Genomic DNA, 15,529 nt, shown 5'->3' on the forward strand with positions numbered 1-15,529 from the left:
TCGCTCAGAGCTCGCCCGGCTTCATGACCTCGACGTCGATCGCGCGGATCACCCGCTGCGCGGCCGTGTCGGTCGGGGGCTCGGACGACGCCTGGTCGCCCTTGCGCCGACGGGTGGGGGCGTAGACCACGAGCGAGTGGAACAGGAACCGGGCGAAGAACGCCACGATGAGGGAGAGCGCCGTCGCGAGCACGCTGGAGATGTGCCAGGTCTCGACCATCAGAGCCATCACGGGGATGCGCAGCGCCGCCTCGACGTTGTTGAACGCGAACGAGCTCGCGAAGCGGATCCCGACCCCGCGGGCATCCGTCTTCATGTCGGCGAACACGAAGCGCTCCTGCAGCAGGAAGTTGCCGATGATCGTGACCTCGGCACCGACGATCGCCGCCCAGACGTAGGGCACGCCGGCGGCGGTCAGTCCCCACATGATGCCGAGGTTCGCGACCGCCCCGATCACGCCGATGAGGGCGAAGAGCGACATCTTCCCGAAGCGCAGCCGCGCGAGATGGGCGATGAACGTGCCGCCCTGACGCAGGCTCGCCTTGGACGTGCCGTGCCGCCGCTCGGCGAACTCCATCGGCACCTCGGCGATGCGCAGGTCGTTGCGCGCAAGGATCTCGAGGAGGATCTTGAACCCCTGGGGCTTGAGCGCCGACAGATCCAGGCGGGTGCGGTCGACGAGGAAGAAGCCCGTCATGGGGTCGGTGCTGCGGGCGAGGCGACGAGGGAACATCGCCCGCGTCAGCCACGTTGCCACCCGGGAGACGCCGAAGCGCACCGCCGTGCCCAGGCCGCTGGTGTCGCCGCCGCCGATGTAGCGGGACGCGGCGACCACGTCGGCGCCGCCGTCCGCGTGCCGGGCGAGCAGGGTGGGGAGAAGCTCCGGCGGATGCTGCAGGTCGCCGTCCATCACGATGCACACGTCGGAGGAGGCGGCCTGGAGGCCGACGACGACGGCGCCGCCCAGCCCTCCCGTGTTCTGCGTGCGATGGATGACCCGCACCGGGAGCGGGGCGTCCGCCGCGACCCGCGCGATCTCGGCCGCCGTGTCGTCCGCGCTGTCGTCGACGAAGAGGATCTCGGCGTCCCACCCGGCGAGCGCGGCCGCCGTGCGGGCGACCAGCTCGGCGACGCTGTCGCGCTCATTGAACGTCGGCACGATGATCGTCACCGGTGTCCCCACGTCCGCCCCCTGTTCCGCGTGCGCCTCGCGCCCGGCCTCCATCGTTCCACGGGTTCCTGTGCAGAAGGAAACCGGGCCTGCTAGACTCTCGATTCGCGGCTGTGGGAGTCGCGAAGCGGATGGGGATCCGCTCACTGGGGAATCACTGATCTGGGGAGATCATGGGGACGCGTATCGGCTATGCCGTTGGTGCTTTCGACCTGTTTCACGTCGGGCATCTCAACCTTCTTCGTCACGCCAAGCAGCACTGCGACGTTCTGATCGCGGGCGTCGTCAGCGACGAGATGCTGCGTCAGGTGAAGGGCATCGAGCCCGTCATCCCGACGGCGGAGCGTGCGGAGATCGTCAAGCACATCTCGTTCGTCGACGGCGTCTACGTCGAGACGACGCCGTCGAAGATGGACTCGTGGCGCGACGTGCAGTTCACGCACTTCTTCAAGGGCGACGACTGGCGCGGCACCGAGAAGGGCCTGCGGCTGGAGTCGGAGTTCGCGGCGGTGGGCGTCGAGGTGGTGTACTTCCCGTACACGGCGCACACGTCGAGCTCGACCCTGCGGCGCGCTCTCGACGCGATCACCGCGGGAGCTGCGGCACCCGCCGCCGCCCTGCGCTGAGCCGCCGTCAGTTCGCGACGCCGAGAAGGCTCCGCGCCATCCGCGCCACATGCGGCGGGGTGTGCGGCCCGAGCCACACCGTCCACTGCGCGGGCGGCTCGGAGCACGTCCACTCCACGCACCAGGCGTGCACGGCGTTCGCGAGCCGTTCGCCGCGGGCGTGCACCCGGGGTCCGTCGCCGCGGACGAGCCACCGCACGGAGACCCCGTCGGGCACGTCGATGTGGCGGAACTGGATGCGCGCGGCCGCCTCGAGCAGGATGACACCCTGCACGTCCCATGGCAGGCGCGAGGCGATCCGCGCGATGAGGACGGCATCGGCCGCATCCCCCGCGATGAGCACCGTGCCGTCGATGTTCTCCCAGTCGGGCTCCTCCAGGTGCTCGCACGCGTTGCTCATGCCCCGAGTCTAGGTAAGGCTACCCTTACCCGCAAGGGTCGACCGGGCTAGCCTGATCGCGGCGCCGTCGTCAACCGCTTTGCGGCGACCAGGACCGCGGGCCATGCTGGCTCCGTGGACAGATCCTGGACTTCCCGCCGGCACCGCCAGCGGAGGTGGGCGACGGCGGCCATCGGCCTCATCCTGGCCGGCGCTCTCTCCGGCTGCGGACTCACGATCCCCGCCGACCCGGACGGCACACTCTCCTCCGTCTCCGGCGGCGAGCTGCGCGTCGGCACCTCGCCGGACGGCGACCTGGTCGAGGTGACCCGCGGCGATCCGACGGGGACCGTTGTCGACCTCGTGGATGCCTTCGCCGACAGCATCGACGCCGAGCCGACGTGGACGGTCGCGTCGGAGGAGACGCTCGTGCGGATGCTGGAGGCGGGCGACCTCGACCTCGTGGCCGGCGGGATCACGCCAGACACTCCGTGGATCGACAAGGCAGGAGTGACCAGGGGCTACCCGGGCATCGAGGGAGCGGACGGGCGAGAGCTCGTGATGCTGGTGCCCCTCGGCGAGAACGCCTTCCTGTCGAAGCTGGAGTCCTTCCTCGACGCGGAGGTCGGCTCATGACCGAGACGAAGCAGTTCGGACGGACGACTCTCCCCTCCGAGCAGGAGCAGGCGATCAAGAAGGCCGTCCGCTGGGAGGTCTTCACGATCGTCTACACCTCGATCACGATCGCGGTGATCGCCCTCGTCGTGGGCGAGTCCCAGGCGATGCGCACCGCGTGGATCGAGGACATGCTGTCCCTCATCCCGCAGATCGCGTTCCTGACCGCACTGCTCTTCGTCCGGCGGCGCCCGACGAAGAAGCACCCGTACGGCCTGCACCGCGCGATGGGCGTCGGACACCTCGTCGCCGGTGTGGCCCTCCTCGCGGTGGGCCTCAATCTCGCCATCGAGGCGGTCACAGGACTCATCGCCGGCGAGCACCCCACGATCGGCACCGTGCAGCTGTTCGGCCAGACGATCTGGCTGGGCTGGCTGATGGTCGCCGTGATGGCCGTCGTCATCGTCGGCCCGGTGTTCCTGTACGGCCCCGCGAAGTCGAAGCTCGCCCCGGTCCTGCACAACAAGCTCCTCTACGCCGACGCCGACATGGCCAAGGCCGACTGGCAGACCACGGTGGCATCGATCGTCGGCGTGCTCGGCGTGGGCGTCGGGGTGTGGTGGCTGGACGGCGCGGCGGCCCTGTTCATCTCGCTCGGCATCATCTGGGACGGCTTCCGCAACACCAGGACGGCGATCGTCGATCTCATGGATCAGCGCGCCCGCACGTATGACAGCAAGAACCCGCACCCGCTCGCCCGTGACATCGTGTCGTACCTGCGCAGCCGACCCTGGGTGGCCGACGCCGGCGTGCGGATGCGCGATCAGGGCCAGGTCTTCCACGTCGAGGCGTTCGTCGTGCCGCATCGGAGCAAGGTCTCGGTGGAGGACATCGACGCCGCGGCGGCCGGGATCGCCGACATCGACTGGAAGATGCAGGACGTGGTCGTGATGCCGGTGGGCGACCTGCCCGACGAGGCGGACACGGGCAGATGACGGTCGAGGAGCCGCTCTTCCCCGGGTTCGCCGAAGCGCGGATCCCGACCGGCGACGCCGAGATCTTCGTACGGTACGGGGGATCCGGTCCGGCCGTGATGCTCCTGCACGGGCATCCGCGGACCTCGGCGACCTGGCATCGCGTGGCGCCCCTGCTCGTGGAACAGGGCTTCACCGTGATCTGCCCCGATCTGCGCGGCTACGGGCGCTCTCGCGGGCCGCGACCGGTCGCGGATCACTCGGCGCACTCGAAGCGCGCGGTCGCGGCCGACATGGTCGAGGTCGCCCGGCGGCTCGGACAGGAGCGGTTCCACCTCGCCGGCCACGACCGCGGAAGCTACGTCGCGCTCCGACTCGCCCTCGACCATCCGGACCGCGTCGACCGGCTCGCGCTCATGGACTGCATCCCGATCACCGAGCACCTGCGACGGGCGGACGCGCGATTCGCCACGAGCTGGTGGCATTGGTTCTTCTTCGCGCAGCCCGTCATCCCCGAACGCGTCATCAACGCCGACCCCGACGCCTGGTACGCCGCGAAGGCCGACGCCGAGACCATGGGTGCCGCCAACCATGCGGAGCTGCGGGCGGCGGTTCACGACCCGGAGGTCGTGCGGGCGATGCTGGAGGACTACCGCGCCGGCCTCACCGTCGACCGCGAGCACGAGGAGGCCGACCGGAGCGCCGGGCGCCGGATCGACGCGCCGACGCTCATCCTCTGGTCCGCCCACGACGACCTCGAGTCGCTGCACGGCGACCCGCTCGAGATCTGGCGGAGCTGGGCCACGGACGTCAGGGGCCACCGCGTCGACAGCCGCCACCACATGGCCGAGGAGGCCGCACCCGACGTCGCCGCCTCGCTCGGACGGTTCTTCTCCTGAGCCGCTCCCGTCACAGGCCGCTCCCAGCGCCACCCCCGCCGGGCGGCCGTAGGCTGGTCGTATGACTGCTCCCGCTTCCGACACCATCACGATGTTCGGCGCCGACTGGTGCCGCGACTGCATCCGCACGAAGAAGCAGCTCGACGAGCTCGGCGTCGCCTACACGTACGTCGACCTGGTCGCCGAGCCGGCCGCCGCGGACGTCGCGAAGGAGATCTCGGGACGCACGAACATCCCCGTCGTGGTGTACCCCGACGCCTCGCACCACGTCGAGCCGTCGAACGCGGACGTCGAGTCGAAGCTGCGCGAGCTCTCGCTGATCTGATCGTCTCGGCGCGCCGCTACACTGGCGCGATGAGCACCGAAGCTCGACCCGAACGGGCGTCCGTCCGCCTCTCCGCACGCACCGTCGCCCTGTACGCGATCGGCTCGCTCGGCACCGGCGGATACGCCACTCTGCCGGGTCTGGTGCTGACGTACTTCCTCACCGACAACCTCGGTGTCGCCGCGCTGGCCGCCGGACTCATCGTGACCGCGGCGAAGGTCTGGGACGTGCTGATCGACCCCCTGATCGGAGCCGCATCCGATCGGCAGCTCGCCCGCACCGGCTCCCGCCGCGGCTTCATGGTCACGGGCGGGCTCGCGCTCCCGGCGTTCTTCGCGCTGACCTTCGCCGTGCCGCCGTCCTGGGGTCCGGTGGCCGGCGCGATCTGCGTGCTGCTCGCCTTCCTCGCCACGGCGACGGCGTTCAGCCTGTTCCAGGTGCCCTACGTGGCCCTGCCCGCCGAACTCACCGGCAGCTACGACGAGCGCACCCGGCTCCTCGGCTGGCGGGTGGTGGTGCTCACCGCAGCGATCCTCCTCTTCGGCGCCGGAGGCCCTGCTCTGCGCAACGCCGGCGACGACCCGGTGACCGGGTACCTGCTGATGGGCATCGCCTCCGGGATCGTGATCGGCGTCGGGATGCTGATCGCGTCCCGCACGGCTGCGGCTGCGGCTCGACGGATGTCGTCCGGACGCGAGGTCGAGACGATCCCCTCCACGTGGCGCGATCAGTACATGTCGGGCTTCCGCGCGCTCGGGCGCAGCCAGCCGTTCCGCGCCCTGCTGGGCACCTTCGTGCTGCAGGCGCTCGCGACCGGCACGATGCTCGCCGGAGCCCAGTACGTCGCGACCTGGGTGCTCCGATCCGAGGACGCGGTGACCTTCGTGTTCGTCGCCCTCGTCGGCCCGGCACTGCTGGCCACCCCGGGCTGGACGCTCATCGCCCGTCGGCTCGGAAAGGAGCGGGCGTTCGCCGGCGCCAGCGTGCTGTTCACGATCGCCGCAGCCTCGCTCGTCCTCGCGCTGTGGGCGCCCGGCCCCTGGATCTACGCCTCGGTCGCGGTCGCCGGCATCGCCTACGCGGGCCTCCAGTCGCTGCCCATGGCGATGCTGCCCGATGTCATCACGCACGACGAACGCACCAGCGGCCGCGGACAGGCCGGCACGTTCACGGGGATTTGGACCGCCGGCGAGACCATCGGCTTCGCTCTGGGCGCCACCGCGGTCTCGCTGACGCTCGCCGCCACCGGGTACGTCTCCACCGTCGCCGGGGAGACCGTGGATCAGCCGGACGCGGCCATCGCCGGCATCGTCCTGAGCTTCAGCGTCCTCCCCGCGCTGCTCATGATCGCCAGTCTGCTGACGCTGCGGGGGTACCGTCTGCGGCGGGACGACATCGAGGCGCCGATGACCTCCGACGCCTAAGCTGGGATCCCGTCCGAAGGAGACGCCGATGACTTCTGCGACCACGCCCACCGACACGGCCCCCGCGACGACCGCCTCGAAGCCCGAGACGCCGGCTCTCAGCGAGGCGGAACGCGACCGTCTCGACGCGGCGATCCGCGACCTCGCGACCGGAGCACTCACCTGGTCGGCGTTGACGCTCGCTCAGCGGGTGACGCTGCTGCGGGCCGTGCGCGGCGGAGTCGCCGCGACGGCCGAGGACTGGGCGAACACCGCTGCCGCGTCCAAGGGACTCGATGCCGGGCACCCCCTCCGGGGAGAGGAGTGGCTCAGCGGCCCGTACAGCGTCCTCGGCGCGCTCGATGGCTACATCGAGACCCTGACGCGGCTCGCCGAGGGCACCAATCCCCTCGACGGGATCCGGGTCGATCGCGCCCCCGGCGGGCGGACCCGCGTGCACGCGTTCCCCCTGACCGGCATCGATCGCTTCCTGCTGTCGGGCTTCACGGGAGAGGTCTGGCTGGAGCCCGGCGTCACGCCCAGCACGGCCCGTGCCGCGGCAGGCCTGGCACAGCGCACCCCCGGCGACTCCGGCGGGGTCGGTCTGGTGCTCGGCGCCGGCAACGTCACCTCCATCCCCGTGCTCGACGTGCTCTACGAGCTGCTCGCCCACAACCGCACCGCGCTGCTCAAGGTGAACCCCACACAGGACCCGCTCGTCCCGGTGTACAAGCGCGCCCTCGCCGCCCTCATCGAACCCGGGTTCCTCCGCATCGTCCGCGGGGGGCCGGCCGCCGGCGCCCACCTGACCCAGCACCCCGACATCGCGCACGTCCACATCACGGGTTCGGCGGCCACGTTCGACACCATCGTGTGGGGGCCGTCGAAGGGCGACGGAGCCGCGACGACGAAGCGTCGGCGACGGGAGAACCGTCCGCTGCTGAAGAAGCCCATCACGGCGGAGCTCGGCGGCGTGTCCCCCATCATCGTGGTCCCCGGGGCGTGGACCGCCGCCGACCTCGCCTACCAGGCCGAGCACATCGCGACCATGCGGCTGCAGAACTGCGGGCACAACTGCATCGCCGGACAGGTCGTCATCATGTCATCGGACTGGGACCAGGCCGACGCCTTCCGTGCCGCCCTGCGCCGGGCGTACGCCAACGCGCCGGAGCGCCCGATCTGGTACCCCGGGTCTCCGGCCCGCATGCAGACGGCCACGGACGACTACCCCGACGCCCTGGTGCTCGGGGATCGACTGCTGGTGGAGATCGACGACACCGACGACCCGACCGCCCTCGAGAACACCGAGTACTTCGCGCCGGTGCTCGGCGTGGTGGCGCTCCCCGGCACTGGGCAGGAGTTCCTGGACGCCGCCGTCGCCCACGCGAACGAGAGACTGCAGGGCACGCTGGGCGCGAACCTGCTGATCGACCCGGCAACGGAGAAGGCGCTCGGCAGCGGCTTCGAACGCGCGATCACCGCCCTGCACTACGGCTCGATCGCCATCAACGGCTGGACCGCGTTCGGCTTCATCACGCCGACCCTGACCTGGGGAGCATTCCCCGGCGGCACGATCCAGGACGTGGGCAGCGGCCTCAGCGTGGTGCACAACGCCCTGCTGCTCGACCGGGTCGAGAGGTCGGTGCTGCGCGGCCCGTTCCGGCCCTTCCCGCGGTCGCTGCCGTTCGTCAACGGCGGGGGGCGCCTGACCATCCTCCCCAAGCCGCCGTGGTTCGTCTCCGCGCGCACCGGCGCCGCCGTGAGCGAGGGCCTGACGCGGCACCGTGCCACCGGGGGCGTCGGCGGACTGCTGAAGACGCTGACCAAGGCGCTGCGGGCGTAGAGCGGGTCACGCCTCCGGACGGAACCGGTCGGTCGCGGCACGCAGGGCCGCGCTGATGCCCGGCTCGCTCGCGGAGTGACCGGCGTCGTCGATGATCTGGAAGTCGGCCTCCGGCCACGCGCGGTGCAGCTCCCACGCGGTCATCATCGGCGTCACGACGTCGTGACGGCCCTGGACGATCACCGTGGGGATGTGCCGGATGACGTCGACCCCGGCGAGGAGCTGCCCCTCCTCCCACCAGCCGCCGTGCACGAAGAAGTGATTCTCGATGCGCGCGAAAGCGACGGCCCTGCGCGGGTCCGCCATGTCCTCCATCTGCTGCGGATCGGGCCGAAGCGTCACCGTCGCAGCCTCCCACGCGGCCCAGGCCAGAGCGGCCGGCTCATGCACGGCGGGGTCGAGGTCGAACAGTCGTCGGTGATACGCCTCGATCATGCGCGAGCGTTCCAGCACCGGGATCGGGGCGATGAACTCCTCCCAGCGATCGGGGAACAGCGCCGCCGCCCCACCCTCGTAGAACCACTCCAGCTCCACGCGGCGCAGGGTGAAGACGCCCCGCAGGATCAGTTCGCTGACCGCGGCCGGGTGCGCCTGGGCGTAGGCGAGCGCCAGGGCGCTGCCCCACGATCCGCCGAACACCTGCCACCGCTCGATGCCGAGGTTCTTGCGCAGCAGTTCGAGGTCGGCGATCAGGTGCGCGGTCGTGACGTGGCGCAGGTCCGCGTCCGGCGCGCTCGCGTGCGGCGTGCTGCGTCCGCAGCCGCGCTGGTCGAGGAGCACGATGCGATAGGCCGCGGGGTCGAAGAAGCGCCGCTGCCAGGGCGCTGTCCCACTGCCGGGACCGCCGTGCAGGAACACCACGGGCTTCCCTTCCGGGTTGCCGCTGACCTCCCAGTACACCCGGTGCCCGTCGCCGACGAGCAGCTCCCCCGTCTCGTACGGCTCGATCTCCGGATAGAGCCCCGCCGTCTTCTCGTCCATAGACCCCCCAGCCTGTCGTGCGGTCCTGCCGGATCCACGCTATCTGATACCGAGCGGACCTCCGGCCTACAGCTCGCCTTCGTCGAGCGTGAAGAGCTGCCCGCAGACGTCGAGGCCGTTGGCGTAACCCTCCGCGAACCAGCGCTGCCGCTGCTCGCTCGAGCCGTGCGTCCAGCTCTCCGGATTCACGAACCCGGACTGCTCCTGGATGTGGTCGTCGCCGACGGCGAACGCGGCGTTCAGCGCGTCGATGCGCTGCTCCTCGGTCGACGGCTCGAGGTAGCGGTCTCCGTCGGCGTCGGTCTGCTCCGACATCCGCCCGATCCAGGCGCCGGCGTAGCAGTCGGCCTGCAGCTCGGTGCGCACCCCGTTGCTGCCGGGCCCGGTCCCGTTGTTCGGGTGGTCGTCCATGGCCCCGGTGATGTACTGGATGTGGTGACCCCACTCGTGGCCGACGATGTACAGCTGCGCGAGGTTGCCCGCCGAGGCGCCGAACTGCTGCTGCATGAGCTGGAAGAAGGTCGGGTCGATGTACACGGTCTCGTCGCCGGGGCAGAAGAACGGACCGACCGCGTTCGATGCGGTCCCGCACGCGGTCGACGTCGAGCCATCGACCACGATCAGCTGCGGGGCGCGGTAGTTCTCGACGTTGTCGGCCCAGAACGCGTCGAGCGCGAGCTGAGCACCCGCCATCCGGCAGTCCACGTCGGCGTTCGCGTCGGCGCCGGTGTCGCAGTTCTCGATCGCGGAGCCGCCGACCGGCCCGCCGCCGCCGCTGGGAGCTCCGCCGCCGAGGAGCCCGGTGAGGTCGATGCCCAGCAGCGGGCCCGCGATGAGCGCGATGATGCCGAGCACACCGACACCGGTGCCGCCGGCGATGGCAGCGGTGCGTCCGCGTCGACGGGTGGTGTTGCCCGAGAGATCGGCGTCGGGATTGAAAGTCATGCGTCGAGGGTACTCCGGGCGCGATCGGTCGTAGGCTCGGGACATGACCACCACGATCACCATCACCGGCGCGGGCGGGCAGATCGGCTACGCCCTCCTCTTCCGCATCGCGGCGGGCGACCTGCTCGGCCCCGACGAGAAGGTGCGGCTGCGGCTGCTGGAGATCCCCCAGGGCCTGGGGGCGGCCGAGGGTGCGGCTCTCGAGCTGCAGGACGGCGCGTTCGGGCTGCTGGAACATGTCGAGGTGACCGATGACGCGGCGGTGGGCTTCGACGGCTGCGACCTCGCGCTGCTGGTGGGTGCTCGCCCGCGCGGCCCCGGCATGGAGCGCGGCGACCTGCTGGCCGCCAACGGAGGCATCTTCGGTCCGCAGGGGGCGGCCATCGCCGCCAACGCCGCGTCCGGCGTGCGCGTGACCGTGGTCGGCAATCCCGCCAACACCAACGCGCTGATCGCCTCGGCGTCCGCCGACGGGGTGCCGGCGGACCGGTTCACGGCGCTGACCCGGCTCGATGAGAACCGCGCCCGCGCGCAGCTCGCGCTGACGCTCGGCACGCCGGTGCACACCGTGCGCCGCGTCCCGATCTGGGGCAACCACTCGGCGACGCAGTTCCCCGACGTGTCGCACGCGACCGTCGGGGGCAAGCCGGCGCGGGAGGCACTGGAGCAGATCGTCGGCGACGTTCCCGCCTGGCTCGAGCAGACGTTCATCCCGCGCGTCGCGAAGCGCGGGGCCGAGATCATCGATGTCCGCGGATCGTCGTCGGTCGCGTCCGCGGCGAGCGCGACGATCGATCACGTGCGCGACTGGGTGCGCGGAACCGAGGACTGGACGTCGGCGGGCGTCGTCTCGCGCGGCGAGTACGGCGTGCCGGAAGGACTCGTGTGCTCGTTCCCGGTCGAGGCGGTCGATGGGGAGTGGCGCGTGGTGGAGGGCCTGGACGTGGACGACTGGGCGCGGGCCCGGATCGACGCCTCCGTGGCGGAACTCGTCGAGGAGCGCGAGGCGGTGCGATCCCTCGGTCTGCTCTGACACCTCTCCCGGGCATGGGGAGTTCTGCCCATCGCAGACTTTTCCCCGGCCCCGGTAGATTTGCAGCGGACGGGAGAGCCGTCGAGGAGGGGCGACGACATGGCACAGTGGGACGAACTGCATCCGGGACGCGGGAGCACGGGCGCCGCGAACGATGCGGCGACGCGGGTGAGCAACCGGAGTACCGGCACCGAGACGGTGCGTACGGCGCTGGCGAACGCGACCACGGCCACCACGGAGGCGATCTGGGCCGGCGACGCGGGCGCCGCGTTCCGCACATCCCTGACCAAGCCGCAGACCCTGTGCGACGAGTTGAAGACCGAGTTCTCCGCGGTGCAGACCGCGCTGACCGCCTACGCGACCGAGGTCGATCGGATCCGGGTCGCGACGACGGCCGCGCACCAGGCGTACGCGACCGGATACGCCACCTGGAAGGCCGCGGAGCAGGAGGAGAGCCTCTTCCCCCTGTCGACCTACACGTTCAACGCTCCGAACCCCACCCTGCAGCCCGGCCTCTTCGTCCCGAGCGGCACCAAGCCAGGGCTGTCCGAGATGCGCGCTGCGGCGAACCAGCTCAAGACGCTCGCCACGCAGCGCCAGGCGGCCGACGATGCTCTCGTCGCCGCCCTCGCCCCGCCCGCGTCCTCGCGCTGGGATGCGATGCAGTCGGCATTGAACTTCGCGGGCATCGATGACATCGACGATCTGACGTACGACAACCTCGGCGACGCCTTCGCGAACGTCGCGGACGAGATCGCCGAGGGCGACCTCACCGACGAGAACGTGCAGGCGATGCAGGACTTCTTCGACGTGTGGGGCGACGACACGTTCGTCATGTCGCAGTTCTTCCTCGAGGTCGGCGGAGAGAACACCGTCTCGATGATCGACAACCTCGGCGACGCGGTCATGGTCGACGGCCTCGCCGGAGCGACCGCCCTCGCGCTGGCGACCTCGATCCGGGGCGGCCTCTCCACCGGCTCGCAGATCTGGATGCCCTCCACGTCGAGCGACTTCGCCGAGAGCATGCTCACCGGTGCGTCGTCGGGCGTGGGCGGCGCCGTCGCCGCGATCGGCTTCCTGTTCTCCGACGAGAAGAACCACCCGCTCGGCGTGAACCTCACCGTCGCGATGGCCGACGAGATCGACCGCATCGAACGCGACCCGTCGAGCATGCAGTACGGCAACTGGACGGACTTCTCCCCGAACGCCGGCGGTCGCACCCTCGCGTTCCTGGAGGGCGAGCAGACCGGCCTCGACGGCAACCGCGTCGACGACCTGGCCGGCCGCATCTTCTCCACCCTCGGCACCTACCCCGACGCCGCGCTCGACTGGCTCACCTCGACCGACGACGACCCGTTCGGTGACGGCGACCTCGGCACGGGACGTGTGGACTACTGGTTCGGTGAGCGCGACTGGAGCGCGAACACCACCGGAGACGGCTTCGAAGGCCCGAGCGCCCTGTGGGCAGGTGCCCAGCAGGCGGCCGGCGGCCCCGCGGATGCCACGCACACGTACAACCCGGAGACGTGGGAGCGCGTGGCTGCCCTCACATCTGACGTGGTGCGTTCCCTCATCGAGAACGAGTCGTTCCTGCCGGAGAATCTCACCAGCATCGGCCAGGTGCGTCTCGCGGAGGGCATCTCGCTCTCGATGCCGTACTTCGCCGAGGCGGCCACCGAATCCGACGACCTCTCGGGAACGCGCGACTCGATCCAGACCATTCTCATCGGCACCGACCTTGAGCGAACCATCCCGGATGTATCCCCGGATCAGCTCGCCCAGCTGCTCGGCACGGCCTCCTGGTCCGACGGCGAGACGTCCTCGGCCGGAGCGCAGGCGATCACCGCCTCCGTGCAGCAGTATCAGGACGCGTTGATCACGCTCGCCGACCTCCGCGGTGACGCGGACTTCACACAGGAAGCGATCACACGTGTCGTCGCCCTGCAGAGTTGGTTGGATGGCGCACCAGCCGGCACTGATCTCGCCGAGGCGACGCGCCACGATGCCGCGGTGCAGGCGGCCATCGACGGGGTGAGCACGGTTGTCGGGCTCATCCCGATCCCCGGCCTCGGCGACGTGCTGGTGCAGGGGGGAAGCACGCTGATCGACATCGGTCAGGATGTCGTGGTCGGCCAGGTGACCGAATTCGCGGAGGGCCAGGCGACGTCTGCGTGGGGCAATGCGCACGAAGTACTGTTGCAGGAGCAGGAGAACAATGCTGCCGGTCGCGAGGCCGCGATGATGGAGAGCGTCCGGCAGCTGCTGGACGATCTCGGAATGACCGAGGGCCTGTCCGCCACGGAGGCGGAAGAGCTCGCCCGGCAGCACTTCTGGGTCTACGACATCGGTACGGAGGCCTTCACGTCATGGGCAGAAGGACACGCAGAATGAAGCGCGCACACGCAGCAATCGGTCTTGCCGTCATGGGGATCGCCCTCGTCGGGTGCACTCCTGCTGCTGAGGCGCCCGAGGTCACGTGGCAGAGCGGCCCTCCCTCCGGGGAATGGGAGAGCGACCCGTGGGTCGAAGCGGTGCGTGCCTCCGATCTCGCACTGAACACCGCGCTCGTCACCCGTGATTACACGAGCGAAGAGCTCCGTTCGACCACCTCCTCTTCGGCGATCAAGGCTTTCTCGTCCGCCCAGACGAGCGCCGCGAAGGGAAACCGCCACTTCACCTCACCCGGCCCCACTCCGATGATCCCCCTCGATGTCGAGGAGACCGACGGCGAGGCCATCGTGCGGATGTGCCAGGCCCAGGACTGGGTACTCACCGCCGACAAGCCCACCGCGCCCACCGAGCTTCAGGGACAGGTGGCCGAATTCCGGGTGGTCATGCGCGATGGCGGCGAGCGTCGTTCGGAAGGCGCCGCCCTCAAGCTCGAGGAGTGCGACCTCGACGGTGTCAGCATCGGTCTCTTCGACCCGCAGCCGGACCCCAGCGAGACCTACTCTCCGGACGATGTGAAGGAGCCGTCATGACCGACCTCCAGTTCGACTCCGAAGCCGTCGGCGCGACCGGCAGCACCCTGCAGAGCACCGCATGGGGCTTGAGCCTGGACGTGGACCTCGCCCTCGGCGCCTGCGGGAGCTCGGCCGTCTCCGCCGCCGCCGACACCTGGGCCATGTGGGCCAAGGGCACACTGCTGCAGCTGCAGAGCATGACCGCCGGCGCCGGCGTCGTCGCCCGCGATGCGGCGACCGCCTTCGAGACGCAGGAAGCCGAGATCACCAGCGCCGCCAACAGCGGCACGCCCTGAGGAATGCGCACCGACGACGTGAAGTCGCCGTGATGACAGAGTGCCGATGGCCGAGTGCACGGCATCGCGTCGAGCGCACGGCTTGACCGCGTGCGCAAGCCGTGCACTCGGCGGGAGCCCGTGCACTCGGCGGAAGGTTGCCGCGAGACCGTGACGATGCGGGTGGCCTGCACGGCGGGGGCGGACAGGGCACAATGGAGGTGGAGTGAGGTGGAGGTGCGCCGATGAGCGAGACGATCGAGCCTGTAGCGAGGAATGCCGGGGATGAGACCCTGACGAGCCCGCTGCACCTTCCGCACGCCGCCGCGGAGTGCCCCAAGTGCTTCACCGAGTTGCAGGAGAACCGCAACTTCTGGCTCGCCCGCCCCGACGGCTCCCGCCTGGTCGGCCTGGTCGTCTCCCGCGACGACATGCCCTCGATCGTGGAGCAGCGCGCCGACCTCACGCGCTTCGGGGTCCCCATCGAGGGATTCCGTCACCCGGCGCCCGACATCCTGGAGAGCTGGAGCGACCGCCTCTCCCGCCTCATCAACACGCTGAACCCCGGCGACGTGCTCGTGGTCGCGACGATCGCCGCGCTCGGGCGGAACAGCGAGGAGGGCGCCCGCACGGTCGCCGAGCTCCGCCGTCACGGGATCATCGTGAAGGTCCTGAACCACAACGCGCGCCACCTGGCCGACGCCGCCGCCGCCGTTCACTGATCGGCACCAGGACGCAGAAGAGGGGATGCCGGATCGGCATCCCCTCTTCTCGCTGAAGCGTTACTGGCGGATCTGCGCCGCGAGCTGCTCGTCCGTCGACTGCAGCGACTGGGCTGCGACGTCGAGGAAGCGGGCCATGCCCTCGATACCGGCGATGGTCGCGGTGGCGCCCTGGTTGAACTGCGCGTACGAGGCGTCGAACGCGCCCGACGCCGACGTGGTCACGAAGCCGCCCGAGACGAGCTGCGACACGTAGGCGCGGAGGTTCTTCAGCTGGGTCTCGATGTCCTGCTGGCCCGTGCGGAGACGGCCAGCAGCGTCCTTCATGTCGGCGTAGCTGACTTTGAGGTTCGTCATGGTGTTACCTTCCGGTCG

Annotated in this window: 17 protein-coding genes; 12 read left to right on the top strand and 5 right to left on the bottom strand. The window is 70.4% G+C overall.

Annotated features, from left to right (window positions below; genetic code table 11):
- Positions 1 to 4: 4 nt before the first annotated feature.
- Entirely contained in the window at positions 5 to 1,225 is a 1,221-nt protein-coding gene (locus F6A08_RS15855; RefSeq protein ID WP_151459983.1) for a glycosyltransferase, read from the bottom strand.
- A 119-nt stretch (positions 1,226 to 1,344) separates the two neighbouring features.
- Between F6A08_RS15855 and F6A08_RS15860 the strand changes: the two genes are divergently transcribed.
- Positions 1,345 to 1,797 carry an FAD synthase family protein gene (locus F6A08_RS15860; RefSeq protein ID WP_151459984.1) on the top strand — a complete coding sequence of 151 codons (453 nt, stop codon included), beginning with the start codon at positions 1,345 to 1,347 and terminating at the stop codon, positions 1,795 to 1,797.
- A 7-nt stretch (positions 1,798 to 1,804) separates the two neighbouring features.
- Here F6A08_RS15860 and F6A08_RS15865 read toward each other — a convergent pair whose 3' ends face one another.
- A complete protein-coding gene (locus F6A08_RS15865) occupies positions 1,805 to 2,197 on the bottom strand; it encodes an SIP domain-containing protein (RefSeq protein ID WP_151459985.1) in 393 nt (130 codons plus the stop codon).
- Positions 2,198 to 2,311: 114 nt separating this feature from the next.
- Here F6A08_RS15865 and F6A08_RS15870 point away from each other — a divergent pair, with 114 nt between their 5' ends.
- The 6 genes from F6A08_RS15870 to F6A08_RS15895 all read left to right on the top strand — a co-directional run bounded on the left by F6A08_RS15870 (position 2,312) and on the right by F6A08_RS15895 (position 8,235).
- On the top strand, positions 2,312 to 2,812 hold the full coding sequence (locus tag F6A08_RS15870; protein ID WP_225855868.1) for a transporter substrate-binding domain-containing protein: 501 nt from the start codon (positions 2,312 to 2,314) through the stop codon (positions 2,810 to 2,812).
- The gene (locus tag F6A08_RS15875) at positions 2,809 to 3,786 is read left to right on the top strand and encodes a cation efflux transmembrane domain-containing protein (protein ID WP_124894791.1); all 978 of its coding nucleotides are present in this window, start codon (positions 2,809 to 2,811) and stop codon (positions 3,784 to 3,786) included. The genes F6A08_RS15870 and F6A08_RS15875 overlap by 4 nt, the downstream gene beginning before the upstream one ends.
- A complete protein-coding gene (locus tag F6A08_RS15880) occupies positions 3,783 to 4,664 on the top strand; it encodes an alpha/beta fold hydrolase (protein WP_151459986.1) in 882 nt (293 codons plus the stop codon). Before F6A08_RS15875 ends, F6A08_RS15880 begins: the two co-directional genes overlap by 4 nt.
- 61 nt (positions 4,665 to 4,725) lie before the next feature.
- Positions 4,726 to 4,989, top strand: coding sequence for a glutaredoxin family protein (locus tag F6A08_RS15885; RefSeq protein WP_124894789.1), 264 nt, complete (start codon positions 4,726 to 4,728; stop codon positions 4,987 to 4,989).
- A gap of 29 nt (positions 4,990 to 5,018) precedes the next feature.
- Positions 5,019 to 6,413 (top strand): MFS transporter, encoded by a 1,395-nt coding sequence (locus F6A08_RS15890; protein ID WP_151459987.1) that lies wholly within the window; start codon positions 5,019 to 5,021, stop codon positions 6,411 to 6,413.
- 28 nt (positions 6,414 to 6,441) lie between these two features.
- Positions 6,442 to 8,235, top strand: a complete 1,794-nt coding sequence (locus tag F6A08_RS15895) for an aldehyde dehydrogenase family protein (RefSeq protein ID WP_151459988.1) — start codon at positions 6,442 to 6,444, stop codon at positions 8,233 to 8,235.
- A 6-nt stretch (positions 8,236 to 8,241) separates the two neighbouring features.
- Here F6A08_RS15895 and pip read toward each other — a convergent pair whose 3' ends face one another.
- Positions 8,242 to 9,216, bottom strand: coding sequence for a prolyl aminopeptidase (gene pip, locus F6A08_RS15900; RefSeq protein ID WP_017204362.1), 975 nt, complete (start codon positions 9,214 to 9,216; stop codon positions 8,242 to 8,244).
- Between the two features lie 66 nt (positions 9,217 to 9,282).
- Entirely contained in the window at positions 9,283 to 10,161 is an 879-nt protein-coding gene (gene ypfJ / locus F6A08_RS15905) for a KPN_02809 family neutral zinc metallopeptidase (RefSeq protein ID WP_124894785.1), read from the bottom strand.
- A 43-nt stretch (positions 10,162 to 10,204) separates the two neighbouring features.
- Between ypfJ and F6A08_RS15910 the strand changes: the two genes are divergently transcribed.
- The 5 genes from F6A08_RS15910 to F6A08_RS15930 all read left to right on the top strand — a co-directional run bounded on the left by F6A08_RS15910 (position 10,205) and on the right by F6A08_RS15930 (position 15,154).
- Positions 10,205 to 11,194 carry a malate dehydrogenase gene (locus F6A08_RS15910; protein WP_151459989.1) on the top strand — a complete coding sequence of 330 codons (990 nt, stop codon included), beginning with the start codon at positions 10,205 to 10,207 and terminating at the stop codon, positions 11,192 to 11,194.
- Positions 11,195 to 11,293: 99 nt separating this feature from the next.
- Entirely contained in the window at positions 11,294 to 13,585 is a 2,292-nt protein-coding gene (locus tag F6A08_RS15915; protein ID WP_151459990.1) for a hypothetical protein, read from the top strand.
- Positions 13,582 to 14,175, top strand: a complete 594-nt coding sequence (locus tag F6A08_RS15920) for a hypothetical protein (protein WP_151459991.1) — start codon at positions 13,582 to 13,584, stop codon at positions 14,173 to 14,175. The genes F6A08_RS15915 and F6A08_RS15920 overlap by 4 nt, the downstream gene beginning before the upstream one ends.
- Positions 14,172 to 14,453 carry a hypothetical protein gene (locus tag F6A08_RS15925; protein ID WP_017204357.1) on the top strand — a complete coding sequence of 94 codons (282 nt, stop codon included), beginning with the start codon at positions 14,172 to 14,174 and terminating at the stop codon, positions 14,451 to 14,453. Before F6A08_RS15920 ends, F6A08_RS15925 begins: the two co-directional genes overlap by 4 nt.
- A 224-nt stretch (positions 14,454 to 14,677) precedes the next feature.
- Positions 14,678 to 15,154 carry a recombinase family protein gene (locus F6A08_RS15930; protein WP_151459992.1) on the top strand — a complete coding sequence of 159 codons (477 nt, stop codon included), beginning with the start codon at positions 14,678 to 14,680 and terminating at the stop codon, positions 15,152 to 15,154.
- A 60-nt stretch (positions 15,155 to 15,214) separates the two neighbouring features.
- Here F6A08_RS15930 and F6A08_RS15935 read toward each other — a convergent pair whose 3' ends face one another.
- A complete protein-coding gene (locus F6A08_RS15935) occupies positions 15,215 to 15,511 on the bottom strand; it encodes a WXG100 family type VII secretion target (protein WP_017204355.1) in 297 nt (98 codons plus the stop codon).
- Between the last annotated feature and the right edge of the window lie 18 nt (positions 15,512 to 15,529).

The sequence above is a fragment of the Microbacterium algeriense genome (assembly GCF_008868005.1).
GTDB lineage: Bacteria > Actinomycetota > Actinomycetes > Actinomycetales > Microbacteriaceae > Microbacterium > Microbacterium algeriense.

Excerpts from the sequence above, each read along its gene's own strand:
- F6A08_RS15860 (WP_151459984.1), top strand. The coding sequence starts at position 1,345 with ATGGGGACGCGTATCGGCTATGCCGTTGGTGCTTTCGACCTGTTTCAC.
- F6A08_RS15935 (WP_017204355.1), bottom strand. The coding sequence starts at position 15,511 with ATGACGAACCTCAAAGTCAGCTACGCCGACATGAAGGACGCTGCTGGC.
- pip (WP_017204362.1), bottom strand. The coding sequence starts at position 9,216 with ATGGACGAGAAGACGGCGGGGCTCTATCCGGAGATCGAGCCGTACGAG.
- F6A08_RS15875 (WP_124894791.1), top strand. The coding sequence starts at position 2,809 with ATGACCGAGACGAAGCAGTTCGGACGGACGACTCTCCCCTCCGAGCAG.
- F6A08_RS15885 (WP_124894789.1), top strand. The coding sequence starts at position 4,726 with ATGACTGCTCCCGCTTCCGACACCATCACGATGTTCGGCGCCGACTGG.
- F6A08_RS15910 (WP_151459989.1), top strand. The coding sequence starts at position 10,205 with ATGACCACCACGATCACCATCACCGGCGCGGGCGGGCAGATCGGCTAC.
- F6A08_RS15865 (WP_151459985.1), bottom strand. The coding sequence starts at position 2,197 with ATGAGCAACGCGTGCGAGCACCTGGAGGAGCCCGACTGGGAGAACATC.
- F6A08_RS15925 (WP_017204357.1), top strand. The coding sequence starts at position 14,172 with ATGACCGACCTCCAGTTCGACTCCGAAGCCGTCGGCGCGACCGGCAGC.
- F6A08_RS15930 (WP_151459992.1), top strand. The coding sequence starts at position 14,678 with ATGAGCGAGACGATCGAGCCTGTAGCGAGGAATGCCGGGGATGAGACC.
- F6A08_RS15915 (WP_151459990.1), top strand. The coding sequence starts at position 11,294 with ATGGCACAGTGGGACGAACTGCATCCGGGACGCGGGAGCACGGGCGCC.
- F6A08_RS15890 (WP_151459987.1), top strand. The coding sequence starts at position 5,019 with ATGAGCACCGAAGCTCGACCCGAACGGGCGTCCGTCCGCCTCTCCGCA.
- F6A08_RS15895 (WP_151459988.1), top strand. The coding sequence starts at position 6,442 with ATGACTTCTGCGACCACGCCCACCGACACGGCCCCCGCGACGACCGCC.
- F6A08_RS15920 (WP_151459991.1), top strand. The coding sequence starts at position 13,582 with ATGAAGCGCGCACACGCAGCAATCGGTCTTGCCGTCATGGGGATCGCC.
- ypfJ (WP_124894785.1), bottom strand. The coding sequence starts at position 10,161 with ATGACTTTCAATCCCGACGCCGATCTCTCGGGCAACACCACCCGTCGA.
- F6A08_RS15880 (WP_151459986.1), top strand. The coding sequence starts at position 3,783 with ATGACGGTCGAGGAGCCGCTCTTCCCCGGGTTCGCCGAAGCGCGGATC.
- F6A08_RS15855 (WP_151459983.1), bottom strand. The coding sequence starts at position 1,225 with ATGGAGGCCGGGCGCGAGGCGCACGCGGAACAGGGGGCGGACGTGGGG.